This window comes from Bradyrhizobium sp. USDA 3315 (assembly GCF_054056795.1).
Genome location: NZ_JBSRYP010000001.1, coordinates 5,858,301 through 5,872,952, shown reverse-complemented (window position 1 = coordinate 5,872,952; position 14,652 = coordinate 5,858,301). Strand labels below are relative to the sequence as shown.

At 65.2% G+C, this 14,652-nt stretch carries 16 protein-coding genes; 9 read left to right on the top strand and 7 right to left on the bottom strand.

The window, feature by feature from the left end:
* Nucleotides 1-10: 10 nt before the first annotated feature.
* From ACVIYL_RS27310 to ACVIYL_RS27290, 5 genes are all read right to left on the bottom strand, one after another.
* A complete protein-coding gene (locus ACVIYL_RS27310) occupies nucleotides 11-1,213 on the bottom strand; it encodes a vWA domain-containing protein (protein ID WP_310881182.1) in 1,203 nt (400 codons plus the stop codon).
* Between the two features lie 105 nt (nucleotides 1,214-1,318).
* Nucleotides 1,319-2,224 carry an AAA family ATPase gene (locus ACVIYL_RS27305; RefSeq protein WP_028336801.1) on the bottom strand — a complete coding sequence of 302 codons (906 nt, stop codon included), beginning with the start codon at nucleotides 2,222-2,224 and terminating at the stop codon, nucleotides 1,319-1,321.
* A gap of 48 nt (nucleotides 2,225-2,272) precedes the next feature.
* Complete coding sequence (locus tag ACVIYL_RS27300; protein ID WP_050383296.1) at nucleotides 2,273-3,079, bottom strand: FAD binding domain-containing protein; 807 nt, start codon at nucleotides 3,077-3,079, stop codon at nucleotides 2,273-2,275.
* Between the two features lie 36 nt (nucleotides 3,080-3,115).
* Entirely contained in the window at nucleotides 3,116-3,601 is a 486-nt protein-coding gene (locus tag ACVIYL_RS27295) for a (2Fe-2S)-binding protein (RefSeq protein WP_456780280.1), read from the bottom strand.
* A gap of 155 nt (nucleotides 3,602-3,756) precedes the next feature.
* The gene (locus ACVIYL_RS27290; RefSeq protein WP_016840413.1) at nucleotides 3,757-4,203 is read right to left on the bottom strand and encodes an SRPBCC family protein; all 447 of its coding nucleotides are present in this window, start codon (nucleotides 4,201-4,203) and stop codon (nucleotides 3,757-3,759) included.
* 211 nt (nucleotides 4,204-4,414) lie between these two features.
* Between ACVIYL_RS27290 and ACVIYL_RS27285 the strand changes: the two genes are divergently transcribed.
* From ACVIYL_RS27285 to ACVIYL_RS27275, 3 genes are all read left to right on the top strand, one after another.
* The gene (locus ACVIYL_RS27285) at nucleotides 4,415-5,770 is read left to right on the top strand and encodes a 3-carboxy-cis,cis-muconate cycloisomerase (protein WP_456780279.1); all 1,356 of its coding nucleotides are present in this window, start codon (nucleotides 4,415-4,417) and stop codon (nucleotides 5,768-5,770) included.
* 83 nt (nucleotides 5,771-5,853) lie between these two features.
* The gene (gene pcaD / locus ACVIYL_RS27280; protein WP_456781897.1) at nucleotides 5,854-6,636 is read left to right on the top strand and encodes a 3-oxoadipate enol-lactonase; all 783 of its coding nucleotides are present in this window, start codon (nucleotides 5,854-5,856) and stop codon (nucleotides 6,634-6,636) included.
* A gap of 253 nt (nucleotides 6,637-6,889) precedes the next feature.
* The gene (locus ACVIYL_RS27275; RefSeq protein WP_028336796.1) at nucleotides 6,890-7,273 is read left to right on the top strand and encodes a carboxymuconolactone decarboxylase family protein; all 384 of its coding nucleotides are present in this window, start codon (nucleotides 6,890-6,892) and stop codon (nucleotides 7,271-7,273) included.
* Nucleotides 7,274-7,347: 74 nt separating this feature from the next.
* Here ACVIYL_RS27275 and ACVIYL_RS27270 read toward each other — a convergent pair whose 3' ends face one another.
* On the bottom strand, nucleotides 7,348-7,881 hold the full coding sequence (locus ACVIYL_RS27270) for a hypothetical protein (protein WP_253607968.1): 534 nt from the start codon (nucleotides 7,879-7,881) through the stop codon (nucleotides 7,348-7,350).
* A 192-nt stretch (nucleotides 7,882-8,073) separates the two neighbouring features.
* Between ACVIYL_RS27270 and ACVIYL_RS27265 the strand changes: the two genes are divergently transcribed.
* On the top strand, nucleotides 8,074-8,832 hold the full coding sequence (locus ACVIYL_RS27265; RefSeq protein ID WP_456780278.1) for a hypothetical protein: 759 nt from the start codon (nucleotides 8,074-8,076) through the stop codon (nucleotides 8,830-8,832).
* Between the two features lie 94 nt (nucleotides 8,833-8,926).
* Here ACVIYL_RS27265 and ACVIYL_RS27260 read toward each other — a convergent pair whose 3' ends face one another.
* Complete coding sequence (locus ACVIYL_RS27260; RefSeq protein WP_162832451.1) at nucleotides 8,927-9,073, bottom strand: hypothetical protein; 147 nt, start codon at nucleotides 9,071-9,073, stop codon at nucleotides 8,927-8,929.
* A 369-nt stretch (nucleotides 9,074-9,442) separates the two neighbouring features.
* On the opposite strand from ACVIYL_RS27260, the gene ACVIYL_RS27255 reads away from it, so the two are divergent.
* The 5 genes from ACVIYL_RS27255 to ACVIYL_RS27235 all read left to right on the top strand — a co-directional run bounded on the left by ACVIYL_RS27255 (nucleotide 9,443) and on the right by ACVIYL_RS27235 (nucleotide 14,557).
* Nucleotides 9,443-10,360 (top strand): ABC transporter permease subunit, encoded by a 918-nt coding sequence (locus tag ACVIYL_RS27255; RefSeq protein WP_028339921.1) that lies wholly within the window; start codon nucleotides 9,443-9,445, stop codon nucleotides 10,358-10,360.
* A gap of 10 nt (nucleotides 10,361-10,370) precedes the next feature.
* Nucleotides 10,371-11,696 carry a high-affinity branched-chain amino acid ABC transporter permease LivM gene (gene livM, locus ACVIYL_RS27250; RefSeq protein ID WP_309145024.1) on the top strand — a complete coding sequence of 442 codons (1,326 nt, stop codon included), beginning with the start codon at nucleotides 10,371-10,373 and terminating at the stop codon, nucleotides 11,694-11,696.
* Entirely contained in the window at nucleotides 11,693-12,526 is an 834-nt protein-coding gene (locus ACVIYL_RS27245; protein WP_028336791.1) for an ABC transporter ATP-binding protein, read from the top strand. The genes livM and ACVIYL_RS27245 overlap by 4 nt, the downstream gene beginning before the upstream one ends.
* Entirely contained in the window at nucleotides 12,523-13,272 is a 750-nt protein-coding gene (locus ACVIYL_RS27240; protein ID WP_456780277.1) for an ABC transporter ATP-binding protein, read from the top strand. The genes ACVIYL_RS27245 and ACVIYL_RS27240 overlap by 4 nt, the downstream gene beginning before the upstream one ends.
* A 166-nt stretch (nucleotides 13,273-13,438) precedes the next feature.
* Complete coding sequence (locus ACVIYL_RS27235; protein WP_028339917.1) at nucleotides 13,439-14,557, top strand: branched-chain amino acid ABC transporter substrate-binding protein; 1,119 nt, start codon at nucleotides 13,439-13,441, stop codon at nucleotides 14,555-14,557.
* Nucleotides 14,558-14,652 lie beyond the last annotated feature (95 nt).

Genomic DNA, 14,652 nt, shown 5'->3' with positions numbered 1-14,652 from the left:
GAGCGTCTCCTCAAGCAACAGAGCGGATCAGGCTGCGGTGGTGCGCCGGCGGCGGGGATGACAGCGCCCCGATCAAGCCCTTGATGGACGTCAAGTTATGCACCGGGCGAAATTCGTCAACGTGGGGCAACATCATTTTGATGCCCTGCGCCTTGGCCTCGAAGCCGGAGTAGCGCAGCAGCGGATTGAGCCAGATCAGGCGGCGGCAGGAACGGTGCAATCGGTCCATCTCGAAGGCCAGTTTGGCATCCGCCTCCCGTTCTAGTCCATCGGATATAAGGAGGACGATGGCGCCCTGCCCGAGCACCCGGCGGGCCCAGAGCTGGTTGAAGCTGTGCAGCGAGGTCGCGATCCGCGTCCCGCCGGCCCAGTCCTCGACCGAGGACGAGCAGCTCGCCAGCGCCTCGTCGGGGTCACGGGCCCGTAACGCGCGCGTCACATTGGTCAGGCGGGTGCCGAACAGGAATACCGAGACCCGCTTGCGGGCGTCGGTGATGGCGTGCAGGAAGTGCAGGAACAGGCGGGTGTACTCGCTCATCGAGCCGGAGATATCGAGCAGCGCCACGATCGGCGCCGGCTTCTCGATCCGGCCGAGCTTTCGGATGTCGATGATCTCGCCGCCGGTGCGCAGCGAGTTGCGCACGGTGCGGCGCATGTCGAGCCGTAGGCCCCGCGCGTCCGGCTGGTAGCGGCGGGTCACGAGCTCGGCCTGCGGCAGCCGCATCTTGGCGATCTCGCGCGTCACCTCGGCGATCTCCGCCGCGGTCATCTGCGCAAAATCCTTCTTCTGCAGGATCTCCTTGTCGGAGACCGAGAGCTTCAGCTCCTGCTCCTGGGCCTGCGGCCGCTCCTCGCTCCGCGCCGGCTGCGCCATCGCCTCCTGGACGCGGCGCGAGGCCGGCGGCGGCTTCTTCCTGGCGTGGTCCGGCAGCGGCACCGAATCCAGCATGCTCTTCCACTCCTCGGCGGCGCGGAAGAACAGCATAAAGGCCTGGCGGAAGATCAGCGCGTGCTCGTGGCGCTTGACGAAGATCGCTTCCAGCGTGGCGTAGAAATCGGAGCGATGGCCGACCTCGATCAGCTGCAGCGCGTCGAGCGCATCGATCACCGAGCCCGGCCCGACGGGAAGCCCGGCCGCCCGCAGCGCGCGGGCAAAGCCGATCACGTTGTCGGCCATGTGGCCGGTCGGAGGCGCGAGGTGGTTGATCGCCATTGTTGTTTGGCCTCGTCATTCCGGACCGCACGAAGTGCGGATCCGGAATCTGGAGATTGCGGCGCGAGATTCCGGGTTCACGCTTCGCGTGCCCCGGAATGACGGCTAGTCGCTCGTCGCTTCCTTCAATGTCTTCTGCAACGCATCGCCCTGCATGCGCGCGATGTCGTCCTGATACTTCAAGAGCGCGCCCAGCGTGTCGCCGACGACCTGCGGGGTCAGAGAGCGGGCGTCGAGCTCGGACAGCGCGGTCGCCCAGTCGATGGTCTCGGCGACACCCGGCGACTTGTAGAAATCCTGGTTGCGCAGCGCCTGCACGAAGCGGACGACCTGCTGCGACAGCTTTGCGGAGATGTTCGGCACCCGCGACTTGACGATCGCGAGCTCGCGCTCGGCGGAGGGATAATCCACCCAATGATAGAGGCAGCGCCGCTTCAGCGCGTCGTGGATTTCGCGGGTGCGGTTCGAGGTGATGATCACGATCGGCGGCGCCGGCGCCTTCACGGTGCCGAGCTCGGGGATCGTGACCTGGAAGTCGCTGAGGATTTCCAGCAGATACGCCTCGAACGCCTCGTCGGCGCGGTCGAGCTCGTCGATCAGCAGCACCGGAGGACCCGCGACATCGGGCTCGAGCGCCTGCAGCAGCGGCCGCTTGATCAGGAATCGCTCGGCGAAGATGTCGCTGGCGAGCTGGTCGCGATCGGTATCGCCGGAAGCCTCCGCAAGGCGGATCGCGATCATCTGCGCCGCGCTGCTCCACTCGTAGACGGCGGAGGCGACGTCGAGGCCTTCATAGCATTGCAGGCGGATCAGCTTGCGCCCGAGCGCCGCCGACAGCACCTTTGCGATCTCGGTCTTGCCGACACCGGCTTCGCCTTCGAGGAACAGCGGCCGGCCCATCCGCAGCGCGAGATAGGTCACGGTCGCGAGCGACCGCTCGGCGAGGTAGCCGCGCGAGGTCAGGAGATCCTCGAGCGCATCGACGGAAGTGGGTAACGCCGATGCACTCATGGAATAGCCAGTCTTCGAACAGAGGTCAGCAAAGTCACGCCTTGGTACTTAGTCCTTGGCGTTCGCGGCTTCCACCGCCCTGCGCGTCAAAACGCCGATCAGATGCGCGCGGTATTCGGCACTGCCGTGCAGGTCGCTGTTCAGCCCGTCGGCCGAAACCGCGATGCCGTCGAGCACTTTGTGCGAGAAGCGCTTCTTCAGCGCGTCCTCGAACGCAGTGACGCGGAAGACGCCGTCGGAGCCCGCACCGGTGACCGCGACGCGCACGTCGGACGGACGCTTGGCCACGAACACGCCAACCAACGCATAACGCGAGGCCTGGTTGCGGAACTTGACGTAGGCCGCCTTCTTCGGCACCGGGAACATCACCTTGGTGATGATCTCGTCGGCCTCCAGCGCGGTCGAGAATAGGCCCTGGAAATACTCCTCGGCCTTGAGGCGGCGCTTGTTGGTGACGATGGTCGCGCCCAGCGCCAGTACCGCGGCCGGATAGTCGGCGGTCGGGTCGTTGTTGGCGAGCGAGCCGCCGATGGTGCCGCGGTGGCGCACGGCGGGATCGCCGATCAGGCCGGCAAGCTCGGCCAGCGCCGGGATCGCCTCGCCCACGACCGCGGAGTTCGCGACTTCGGCATGCTTGGCGGTGGCGCCGATGACCAGCGAGCGGCCCTTCATCTCGATCGTGTCGAGACCTTCGATGTGGGAGAGATCGACCAGATGCGGCGGGCTGGCGAGCCGCTGCTTCATGACCGGCACCAGCGTGTGGCCGCCGGCGATCAGCTTGGCGTCCTCGTTCTTCACCAGCAGGTTGGCGGCCTGCCGCACGGTGCCGGGACGGTGATATTTGAATTCGTACATTGGAATGTCCTGATCGCGCTCGCGATGAATTGCTGACTAGGCGAGGTCCGACTTCGCCATCGCCTTGGCGCCGGCGGCGATCGAAGCAACGATGTTCTGGTAGCCGGTGCAGCGGCACAGATTGCCTTCCAGCTCCTCGCGGATCACCTCGTCGGAGAGCTCGTGGCCCTTGCGATGGACCAGGTCGACCGCGGTCATGATCATGCCCGGCGTGCAGAAGCCGCACTGCAGGCCGTGATGCTCGCGGAAGGCCTCCTGCATTGGATGCAGCGGCGCGCCATCGGCCGCCAGCCCCTCGATGGTCTTGACCTCGTGACCGTCGGCCATCACCGCAAGCGTCGTGCAGGACTTCACCGCCCTGCCGTCCAGATGCACGACGCAGGCGCCGCACTGCGAGGTGTCGCAGCCGACATGGGTGCCGGTCAGCCGCAGGTTTTCGCGCAGAAACTGGACCAGAAGGGTACGGGGGTCGACATTCGCGTTCACGGGGGTGCCGTTCACGATCATTGAAATCTTGGCCATCAGCACTCTCTTATCTGCGCCACCGCATATCGGCGAAGCAGGCGGTTTTAAATCATTCCAGACGGCATAATATGGGCGCGCCCCGCGATGGGCAACCTTTCGAGCCACCCCTCCAGGACATGGCCGGACCTGAATAATCCAGCCGAAAGGCGGGGCTAACCCTGCACCGCCTTGGCGAAATTTGCAAAGAATTCATCGGCCAGCTTCTTGGCGGCGCCGTTGATCAGGCGCTGGCCGAGCTGGGCGAGCTTGCCGCCGATCTGCGCCTCCACATTGTAGCTCAGAAGCGTACCGCCATCCTTGTCTGCAAGGCCCACGGTGGCGCCGCCCTTGGCAAAGCCGGCGACCCCGCCCTCGCCTTCGCCTGAGATCTTGTAGCCGTTCGGCGGGTCGAGATCGCTCAAGGTGACCTTGCCCTTGAAGCGGGCGGAGACCGGGCCGACCTTCATCTTGGCGGTAGCGCGGAAGCCGCCCTCGTCGGTCTTCTCCAGCTCTTCGCAGCCGGGAATGCAGGCTTTCAACACTTCGGGATCGTTGAGCTTGTCCCACACAGCCTGGCGCGGCGCTGCAAGCTGGACTTCGCCGGTCATTGTCATGGCCATGGGGGATCTCCTCGATCGCTAGAACCTTTATCCCCCAAGTAAAGCAGCCGGGGCGCAAAGGAAAGGGCACCTTCGGAGGATGAGCGATGCATATTCGCAACCGCAGCAAGCCAAGCCGATCGTTCACGAAATCGCGCAATCCCCGGTGTTGAAAATGCAGGCAGCCCCGGGGCATTGGCATCGACGCGCGGGAGTGGTTAGGTCGCCGGCCATGAGCACAGCCCTCTCTCCCCTGCTTGCGCCGATGCTGTCGAGCGCCGCGATGCGCGCGGTGTGCGACGACGCCGCCACGCTGCAGAACATGCTGGATTTCGAGGCCGCGCTGGCCCGCGCCGAGGTGGCCTGCGGCGTGATTCCCGCAGCTGGCGCAGGACCAATCGGCGCCGCCTGCAAGGCCGAATCATTCGACCTGGCCGCGCTGGCCGACGCCGCGACGCGGTCCGGCAATCTGGCGATCCCGCTGGTGAAGGCCCTGACCGCCAATGTCGCCAGGGCGGACGCTGAGGCGGCGCGCTACGTGCATTGGGGCGCGACCAGCCAGGACGTCATCGACACCGCGACCATGCTGTCGTTGCGTGCGGGGATCGACGCGCTGCTGGCCGACCTCGACCGCGCCGTCGCCGGCTTCGCCGGGCTTGCGCGCGCCCATCGCAACACCGCCGTGGTGGCGCGGACCTGGCTGCAGCATGCGCTGCCGATGCCGTTCGCCCTCAAACTCGCCGAATATGCCGCGGCGCTGCATCGCTCCCGCAAGCGCTTGCTGCGCCTGCGCCGCGAGACGCTGGCGCTGCAATTCGGCGGCGCCGCCGGGACGCTCGCAGCGCTCGGCGACAAGGGGCTGGCGGTCGCCGCCGCCCTTGCGCAAGAGCTTGATCTGCCGCTGCCGGATGCGCCCTGGCATACCCATCGCGACCGCATCGCCGAGGCCGCGTCGGTGTTCGCGATCCTCGCCGGCAGCTGCGGCAAGATCGCGCGCGACGTGTCGCTGATGATGCAGACCGATGTCGGCGAGGCCTTCGAGCGTGCCGGCGCCGGCCGCGGCGGCTCCTCGACCATGCCGCACAAGCGCAATCCGGTCGCTGCCGCGAGCGCGCTGGGGGCTGCGACCATGGCGCCGAATCTCGCCGCGACGATCTTCGCCGCGCAGGTGCAGGATCATGAGCGCAGCGCCGGTCCATGGCATGCGGAATGGCCGACCTTGCCGGGCCTGATGCTGGTGACCTCGGGCGCGCTTGCCGCCATCGTCGATCTCGCCGAAGGGCTCGAGGTCGATCCGGCGCGGATGCGCGTCAATCTCGATGCGACTCAGGGGTTGATCATGGCGGAAGCCGTCACCTTTGCGCTGGCCGACAAGATCGGCAAGAGCGACGCCCATCATCTGATCGAAGCCGCCAGCAAGCGCGCGGTCGCGGAGAAGAAGCACCTGCGCGAGGTGCTGTCGGCGGATGCCAAGGTCACCGCGCATCTCGACGCGAAACGAATCGCGGAATTGTTCGAGCCGATGGCCTATCAGGGCGCCTCGCAAGCGCTGATCGACCGCCTGCTGGCTTCACTGGATGACAAATAGCGACGATGTCATTGCCGGGCAACAGCGCGAAGCGCATGTTCGCGCAGATGACCCGGCAAGCGCATGACGAGAGGGACAAGACGATGCCGATGATCAACGCCGACGGGTGCCTGCTCAACGTCCAGGTGGACGGCCGCGACGGCGGACCGACCTTGATGCTGTCGAACTCGCTCGGCTGCACCTTGCAGATGTGGGAGCCGCAGATGCGGGCGCTGACGCAGCTGTTCCGCGTCATCCGCTACGACCGCCGCGGTCACGGCAAGTCCGGCGTGCCGGCGGGCCCCTACTCCATGGAGCGCTTCGGCCGCGACGTGCTGGCGATCCTCGACGACCTCAACATCGAGAAGGTGCACTGGTGCGGCCTGTCGATGGGCGGCATGGTCGGACAGTGGCTGGGAGCGAATGCCCCGGAAAGATTCGGCAAGATCATCCTCGCCAACACCGCCTGCTACTATCCCGATCCGACCAACTGGCTGAACCGCATCAAGGCGGTGAAGGAAGGCGGCATCGCCGCGGTCGCCGATACCGTGATCGCGGGCTGGCTGACCGCAGATTTCCGCGAGCGCGAGCCGGAGACCGCGGCGCGCATGAAGGCGATGCTGGTTGCCTCGCCGGTCGAAGGCTATCTCGCCTGCTGCGAGGCGCTGTCGACACTCGACCAGCGCGCGCTGCTGCCGAAGATCAAGAGCCCGACCCTGGTGATTGCAGGAAAGCAGGACATGGCGACGCCGGTGTCGGCAGGCGAAATGATCCGCAGCGGCATTCCCGGCGCCAGCATGACGCTGCTCGATGCCGCGCACATTTCCAACGTCGAGCAGTCGCACGCCTTCACCGAGGCCGTGGTCGGCTTCCTGACGCAACGGTAACGGTCATCGTCATTCCGGGGCGATGCGAAGCATCGAACCCGGAATCTCGATCCGCATCCATAACTTCGAGATTCCGGGTTCGGTCCTGCGGACCGCCCCGGAATGACGTAACCGGGAAAGATGCTCTATGGGCGACAATCAGCACGTAGCCCGGATGCAGCGAAGCGAAATCCGGGACAAGTCCTTCGGCCAACGCTGAAGCCCCGGATTGCGCTGCGCTCCATCCGGGCTACGATTTCATGAGGAGACATCCATGGACGACAATCAGCGCCGCGACGACGGCATGACGCAGCGCCGCAAGGTGCTCGGCAATGAATGGGTCGACAAGTCGATCAAGAACCGCAACGCGTTCAACACCGACTTCCAGGACCTGATCACGCGCTATGCGTGGGGCGACATCTGGACCCGGCCGCATTTCGATCACCGCACCCGGCGCGTGCTTGTGATCGGCACCATGGTCGCGCTCGGCCAGTGGGACGAATTCCGCCTGCATGTGCGCGCCGCGCTCGCCGAGGGCGGCTTCACGCCCGAGGACATCAAGGAGATCCTGCTGCAGCAGGCGATCTATTGCGGCGTGCCAGCGGCCAACCACGCCGTCAAGGAAGCCGGCGCGATCATTGCCGAGCTAGGAGCATGATCCGGAAAAGTGCGAAGCGGTTTTCCGAAAAGATCATGCGCAAAAAACGACTAAAGCGCGAAGACTATCGCGCTTTAGGGCTGCTGAAGGGATAGCTGGCCTGCGGGCGTTTCGGTGGTCGTTGCTGCATTGGCAGACGCTTGAGCTCGCTTCGGCGAGGTCTCGAACAGCATCACGATCGCGGTCCCGAGCAGCATCAGAAGCTCGGACGCATGCATGCGCATCGCTTCGACCTCGCCGACCTTGGAAGCCATCATCATGCTGGCGAAGCTCAGCACGCTGCCAAGGCAGAGAGCCACCGCGAGCGCCTCGTCGGCGCCACTGCTGCTCTTGCGCAGCGGCGAGAAAGCGGCCATCGCGAGGAAGACTGTGAAGAACGCCACCACGGTGATCCGCGCCAGCGCGAGCAGCCATGCGAGGCGCACCGTCGCCATCTTGCCGAGGTGCAGATAGTCGCTGGCATAGAACGCGATCGACACGCTCGGCCGCTCATAGAGGCCGTGGATCGGCGACACCATGATGCTGAAGGCGATGATGGTCCAGACCGGAATGAAATAGGCCGCAAGCAGCGCGCCATTGAAGGAGCTGATCCGCCAGTTGTTCGACATTGCCGCTTCCCGTGCTTCCCGCGCCTTTCAGACCGGCGACGGTTCAGGGCGCGAGCTAACGCCGATCAATTGCCGGCAGCAATTTAAACCCTTTGTTAAGGTTAAGCGCGATGCGATGGTTCCGGATCGATGCGATCGGGCCCGGCCGGGATCTGCGCAAGATCGGCGCCGGCCGGGGATAAAGGGGGCAAAATGACCGAAAGAACGCGCGTTTTCGTCGCAACGCCCTGCTACGGCGGCGATCTGAAGATGGCCTATGTGTTCTCCGCCCTGAAGCTTCAGGCCGCGGCCACCGCCCGGGGCATCGACATCCAGTTTCATCTGATCGGAAACGAATCGCTGATTGTCCGCGCTCGGAACGAACTGGCCCACCAATTCCTTGCATCCGGCGCCAGCCATCTCCTGTTCATCGATGCCGATATCGGGTTCGAACCCGAGTCCGTGTTCCGGTTGCTGGATTGCGGCACTGATGTTTCGGCCGCGGCCTATCCGCTCAAGCACATCGATTGGGCAAAGGTGCAGCGGGCTGCGGACGCCAAGCGCAAGAACCTCGCGTCATCCTCGCTGGACTATGTCGTCACATGGGAGGGCGACCAGATCACATCTCGCGGCGACGGCTTCGCCAAGGTCCGCTATGCCGGAACCGGCTTTCTCATGATGAAGCGATCCGCCCTCGTCAGGCTGTGCGACGCCCATCCCGAACTCAAATATCGGGCGAACCACAAGAGCAACGACTTGAACACCGGCGACCTGGTTCGCGCCGACCTCGACCGCGTCTCGCTGTTCGAATGCATGATCGACAAGACAATCGGCGAGTATCTATCCGAAGATTACGCGTTCTGCCGGCGCTGGATCGATCTCGGCGGCGAAATCTGGCTCGACCTTCGAAGCGAGCTCACGCATTTCGGTTCGTACGCCTTCCGCGGCCGCTTCGCCGACCAGTTGGCCTGAACAAGACAGCCCAAGCGAAAAGAGTTTAAGCCTGAACAAGGGAGGCCTCGCCTTTCGGCGAGGCCTCCCTGCTAGTTCGGCTCAATTGTCCGAATTAGCGCTCCGGATTGGGCTTCTGGCCCTGCCGGCCCGGATCCTGCTGTTGCTGGCCGGGCTTCTGGCCGCCGCCCTGCTGCTGCTGGCCGGGCTTCTGATTGGGGTTCTGGTTCGGCTGTCCCGGATTCTGATTTGGGTTGCTCATTCAGCTACTCCCTTTGCTTTCATCAAGCTGTGGACAACGCGCGCGTCGGAAGCGCGGTTGCTCGGGGAACACGGGTTCCGGCGTGATCATTGCAAGGCAAGGCCATGTCGGCCCTGTGACATCGGAACCGCATCCGCCAAACTAGTTATGTACAAGCCCTTTCTGCTGCTGCCACGCTGTTGCCGCGGCCGGGGTTCCACTGTTAGAAAACGACACGACGCGACGGATCAGGCTGCCGGGGCCCTCGCCGCGTCACCCTCGACGTAGCGTTTTCGAGCGAAGTGGGAACCGGTTCGCGTGAAGAAAGCGCGTCCAGATCAACACGAGAGCCTGGTCGGTTCTCAACCGAACAGGCTCTGACGGCAGCGTATGGATTATTTCGCCCAGCAATTGATCAACGGCCTCGTGCTCGGTTCGATCTACGGCCTGATCGCCATCGGCTACACGATGGTCTACGGCATCGTCGGCATGATCAACTTCGCCCATGGCGACATCTTCATGATCGGCGGCTTCATCGCGCTGATCTCGTTCCTGGTGCTGGTGTCGCTCGGCCTCACCGCGATCCCCCTGATCCTGCTGATCGTGCTGCTGGTCTCGATGGCGATCACGGCGCTCTACGGCTGGACCATCGAGCGCATCGCCTACCGACCCTTAAGGCATTCGTTCCGCCTGGCGCCGATGCTGTCCGCGATCGGCATGTCATTCGTGCTGACCAATTTCTCACAGGTGTCGCAGGGCGCGCGAGTGAAGCCGGTGCCGCCGATCATCACCGGCGGCTACACGCTGCATGAAGGCTCGTCGGGCTTCGCCGTGCAGCTCTCCAACATCCAGATCATGGTCGTGCTCGCCACCATCGTCGTGCTGGCGCTGTTCACCTGGCTGGTCTCGCGCACCCGGCTCGGACGCGACATGCGCGCCTGCGAGCAGGACCAGACCATGGCCGCGCTGCTCGGCGTCGACGTCGACCGCACCATCTCGATGACCTTCGTGATCGGCGCCGCGCTCGCCGCCGTCGCAGGCATGATGTATCTCCTGTATTACGGCCTGGTCGATTTCTTCATGGGCTTCGTCGCCGGCATCAAGGCGTTCACCGCCGCCGTGCTCGGCGGCATCGGCTCGCTGCCGGGCGCGATGCTCGGCGGGCTCGCAATCGGCCTGATCGAGACGTTCTGGTCGGCCTATTTCTCGGTTGAGTACAAGGACGTCGCCGCGTTCTCGATCCTGATCGTGGTGCTGATCTTCATGCCGACCGGCCTGCTCGGCCGTCCCGAAGTCGAAAAAGTCTGACAGGCACTTCGTGAGCGCGACCTCAGCCCGCCCCTCGCACGCCGCGCAGCCCTCGGGCAGCGCCTTCATTCTCAAGAAGGCCCTGATCAGCGCCCTTGTCGCGCTGGTGCTGTTCTCGCTGATGATCGGCATTCGCACCGAGGCCGGGCCGCAGGGCGGCTTGATCTACTGGACGCGGTTCGGCGACCTCGCAGCCCTTGTCGCTACCGTGTTCGGCGGCAGCATCGTCGTCGAGTTGCTGCGGCAATGGTGGGGACCGGTCGACAAGGACCGCATCGTGCCGAAGCCGGTGCAATCGGCGATGTCGTTCGCCGGCCGCTGGCTGGCGCCGGCGCTCCTGGTGTTCACCTTCCTCGTGCCTGTCATCTTCTACAACCAGCGCTACATTCTCGACCTGTCGATCCTGGTCCTGACCTATGTGATGCTGGGATGGGGATTGAACGTCGTGGTCGGCCTCGCCGGCCTGCTCGACCTCGGCTATGTCGCGTTCTACGCGGTCGGCGCCTATTCCTATGCGTTGCTTGCGACCAATTTCGGATTGTCGTTCTGGGTCTGCCTGCCGCTTGCCGGCATCCTGGCGGCGTTCTGGGGCGTGCTGCTCGGCTTCCCGGTGCTGCGGCTGCGCGGCGACTATCTTGCGATCGTGACGCTCGCCTTCGGCGAGATCATCCGCCTCGTCATCATCAACTGGCAGAGCCTGACCGGCGGCCCCAACGGCGTCTCGGGAATTCCCCGCCCGACCATGTTCGGCATTCCGCTGACGGCGGGTGAAGACGGGCTCGCCGCCAAGCTCGGCATCGAATTCTCGCCGACCCACCGCCTCGTCTTCCTGTTCTATCTGATCCTGGCGATGGCGCTGATCACCAACTGGGTGACGATCCGGCTACGGCGGCTGCCGATCGGCCGCGCCTGGGAGGCGCTGCGCGAGGACGAGGTCGCCTGCCGCGCGCTCGGCATCAACACCACGACGACCAAGCTGACGGCGTTCGCGACGGGTGCGATGTTCGGCGGCCTCGCCGGCGCGTTCTTCGCCACCCGGCAGGGCTTCATCAGCCCGGAATCCTTCACCTTCCAGGAATCGGCGCTGGTGCTGGCGATCGTGGTGCTCGGCGGCATGGGCTCGCAGCTTGGCGTGGCGCTCGCCGCGCTGACCATGATCGGCGGCTTCGAGCTGTTCCGCGGCCTCGATCAATACCGCATGCTGGTGTTCGGCATGGCGATGGTGCTGCTGATGATCTGGCGGCCGCGCGGGCTGATCGGCCATCGCGCGCCGACCGTGTTCCTGGAACGCAACCAGGCGATCTCGTCCGACCTCGTCAAGGAGGGCCACGGATGAGCGGCGACCCTATCCTCACCGTCGACCGCCTGATGATGCGCTTCGGCGGCATCGTCGCGGTCAACGAGCTGTCCTTTGCGGCCGAACGGCGCAAGATCACCGCGCTGATCGGGCCGAACGGCGCCGGCAAGACCACTGTGTTCAACTGCATCACCGGGTTCTACCGGCCGAGCGGGGGCGCGATCCGCCTCGCCCATGACGACGGACGCACCATCCAGCTCGAGCGGCTGAACGATTTCCGCATCTCCAAGCAGGCCAAGGTGGCGCGGACCTTCCAGAACATCCGGCTGTTTCCCGGCATGACGGCGCTGGAAAATCTGATGGTCGCCCAGCACAACGCGCTGATGCGCGCCTCGGGCCTGACCCTGCTCGGGCTGCTCGGCCTGCCGTCCTGGCGCGAGGCCGAGCAGCGCGCCATCGATCTGGCGCGGACCTGGCTCGCGCGCGTCGGCCTGCTCGACCGCGCCGACGATGCCGCGGGCAACCTGCCCTATGGCGACCAGCGCAGGCTCGAGATCGCGCGCGCGATGTGCACTGAACCGGTGCTGCTCTGTCTCGACGAGCCGGCGGCCGGTCTGAACGCGCGCGAGAGCGGCGGGCTCAACGAGCTGCTGCTGTCGATCCGCAACGAACAGGGCACCTCGATCCTCCTGATCGAGCACGACATGTCGGTCGTGATGGAGATCTCCGATCACGTCGTGGTCATGGATTACGGCGTCAAGATCGCCGAAGGCACGCCGCAGACGGTGCGCGACGACCCCAAGGTGATCGCCGCCTATCTCGGCGCCGACGAGGAAGAGGCGATCGCCGTGATGGAGAGCGGCACGTGAGCGCGGCACAGGCAACGACACCCCTGCTCGCGGTGCGCGGCGTGCGCGCGGCGTATGGCAAGATCGAGGCGCTGAAGGGCGTCGATATCGAGATCAATCGCGGGGAGATCGTCGCCCTGATCGGCGCCAACGGCGCCGGCAAGTCGACGCTGATGATGACGATTTTCGGCAGGCCGTGCGCCCGCGCCGGCGCCATCGAGTTCGACGGCCGTGACATCACCGGCGTGCCGACCCACGAGATCGCGCGGCTGCGCATCGCACAATCGCCGGAGGGCCGGCGGATCTTTCCGCGCATGAGCGTCGCGGAAAACCTGCAGATGGGCGCCGATGCCACCGAATGCAGCGAGGCCGAACGTGCAGCCGGGCTGGAGCGGGTGTTCGCGCTGTTCCCGCGCCTGAAGGAACGCGTCGCACAACGCGGCGGCACGCTGTCGGGCGGCGAGCAGCAGATGCTGGCGATCGGCCGCGCCTTGATGAGCCGGCCGCGGCTGTTGATGCTGGACGAGCCCTCGCTCGGGCTCGCGCCGCTGATCGCGCGCCAGATCTTCGACGCCATCCGCACGCTGAACCGGCAGGACGGCCTCACCGTCCTGATCGTGGAGCAGAACGCCAACCATGCGCTGAAGCTCGCCCATCGCGGCTATGTCATGGTCAACGGGCTGATCACGCTGGCCGGAACCGGCGCCGAATTGCTGCAGCGCCCGGAAATCCGCGCCGCCTATCTGGAAGGCGGCCGCCGCGGCTAGCTTGACGTTCCGTGCCGCCCCCGCAAGCAAGACGCGGCGGATGCAGCGTCGATTTGCCTGAAAATTGCCGGTGACTTCGCCGCGAAATCAGCTGAGAATGCCCGCGGTTTTGGGGCCCGGCGTGCCGGGCCCTTCCGCAAGAGGCAACGACCACGAGGGACGTCTCATGAAATCACTGAAGCTGATCGGCCTGGCACTTGGCGCTTCGTTCGCATTATCGGCGAGCGCGTTCGCGCAAGACATCACCATCGCCGTCGCGGGCCCGATGACGGGCTCCGAATCCGCTTTCGGCCGGCAGATGAAGAACGGCGCCGAGCAAGCGGTCGCCGACATCAACGCCGCCGGCGGCGTGCTCGGCAAGAAGCTCGCGCTGGAAGCCGACGACGATGCCTGCGATCCGAAGCAGGCGCGCTCGATCGCGGAAAAGATCGGCTCTTCGAAGATCCCGTTCGTGGCCGGCCATTTCTGCTCGTCGTCCTCGATCCCGGCCTCCGAGGCCTATGCCGACGCCAACGTGCTGCAGATCACCCCGGCCTCGACCAACCCGCTGTTCACCGAGCGCAAGCTCTGGAACGTGGCGCGCGTCTGTGGCCGTGACGACCAGCAGGGCCTGGTCGCCGCCGACTACATCATGAAGAACTACAAGGGCAAGAACGTCGCGATCCTGAACGACAAGACCACCTACGGCAAAGGCCTCGCCGACGAGACCAAGAAGGCGCTGAACAAGGCCGGCTTCCAGGAGAAGATGTTCGAGTCCTACAACAAGGGCGACAAGGACTTCAACTCGATCGTCTCCCGCCTGAAGCGCGACAACATCGATCTGGTCTATGTCGGCGGCTACCATCAGGAAGCCGGCCTGATCCTGCGCCAGATGCGCGACCAGGGCCTGCAGACCGTGCTGATGGCCGGCGATGCCATGAACGACAAGGAATTCGCCTCGATCACCGGCCCCGCCGCCGAAGGCACGCTGTTCACCTTCGGCCCCGACCCGCGCAACAAGCCGACCGCGAAGGCGATCGTCGAGAAGTTCAAGGCCAAGAACATCGACCCCGAGGGCTACACGCTCTACACCTACGCCGCGATGCAGGTCTGGACGCAGGCCGTCGCCAAGGCCGGTTCGACCGACGCCAAGAAGGTGATGGACACCATCAAGGCCGGCGAGTGGGACACCGTGCTCGGCAAGATGGCCTTCGACGCCAAGGGCGACATCAAGGCGATCGATTACGTCGTCTACAAGTGGGACGCCAAGGGCAACTACACCGAGATCAATCCGAAGGGCTCCTGAGCCTCTCGCGCGTCTGATCCAATCAGAGATACGAGAACGCCCCGATCCGCCGGGGCGTTTTTCTGTTTGCCGGATGCCTGCAAGTCTTACCGCAC

Coding starts and splice junctions, on each gene's coding strand:
- ACVIYL_RS27260 (WP_162832451.1), bottom strand. CDS start 9,073: ATGAGCAACCCAAATCAGAATCCGGGACAGCCGAACCAGAACCCCAAT.
- ACVIYL_RS27300 (WP_050383296.1), bottom strand. CDS start 3,079: ATGTACGAATTCAAATATCACCGTCCCGGCACCGTGCGGCAGGCCGCC.
- ACVIYL_RS27285 (WP_456780279.1), top strand. CDS start 4,415: ATGAGCACAGCCCTCTCTCCCCTGCTTGCGCCGATGCTGTCGAGCGCC.
- ACVIYL_RS27270 (WP_253607968.1), bottom strand. CDS start 7,881: ATGTCGAACAACTGGCGGATCAGCTCCTTCAATGGCGCGCTGCTTGCG.
- ACVIYL_RS27235 (WP_028339917.1), top strand. CDS start 13,439: ATGAAATCACTGAAGCTGATCGGCCTGGCACTTGGCGCTTCGTTCGCA.
- ACVIYL_RS27275 (WP_028336796.1), top strand. CDS start 6,890: ATGGACGACAATCAGCGCCGCGACGACGGCATGACGCAGCGCCGCAAG.
- pcaD (WP_456781897.1), top strand. CDS start 5,854: ATGCCGATGATCAACGCCGACGGGTGCCTGCTCAACGTCCAGGTGGAC.
- ACVIYL_RS27255 (WP_028339921.1), top strand. CDS start 9,443: ATGGATTATTTCGCCCAGCAATTGATCAACGGCCTCGTGCTCGGTTCG.
- ACVIYL_RS27245 (WP_028336791.1), top strand. CDS start 11,693: ATGAGCGGCGACCCTATCCTCACCGTCGACCGCCTGATGATGCGCTTC.
- ACVIYL_RS27290 (WP_016840413.1), bottom strand. CDS start 4,203: ATGGCCATGACAATGACCGGCGAAGTCCAGCTTGCAGCGCCGCGCCAG.
- ACVIYL_RS27305 (WP_028336801.1), bottom strand. CDS start 2,224: ATGAGTGCATCGGCGTTACCCACTTCCGTCGATGCGCTCGAGGATCTC.
- ACVIYL_RS27265 (WP_456780278.1), top strand. CDS start 8,074: ATGACCGAAAGAACGCGCGTTTTCGTCGCAACGCCCTGCTACGGCGGC.
- ACVIYL_RS27310 (WP_310881182.1), bottom strand. CDS start 1,213: ATGGCGATCAACCACCTCGCGCCTCCGACCGGCCACATGGCCGACAAC.
- ACVIYL_RS27295 (WP_456780280.1), bottom strand. CDS start 3,601: ATGGCCAAGATTTCAATGATCGTGAACGGCACCCCCGTGAACGCGAAT.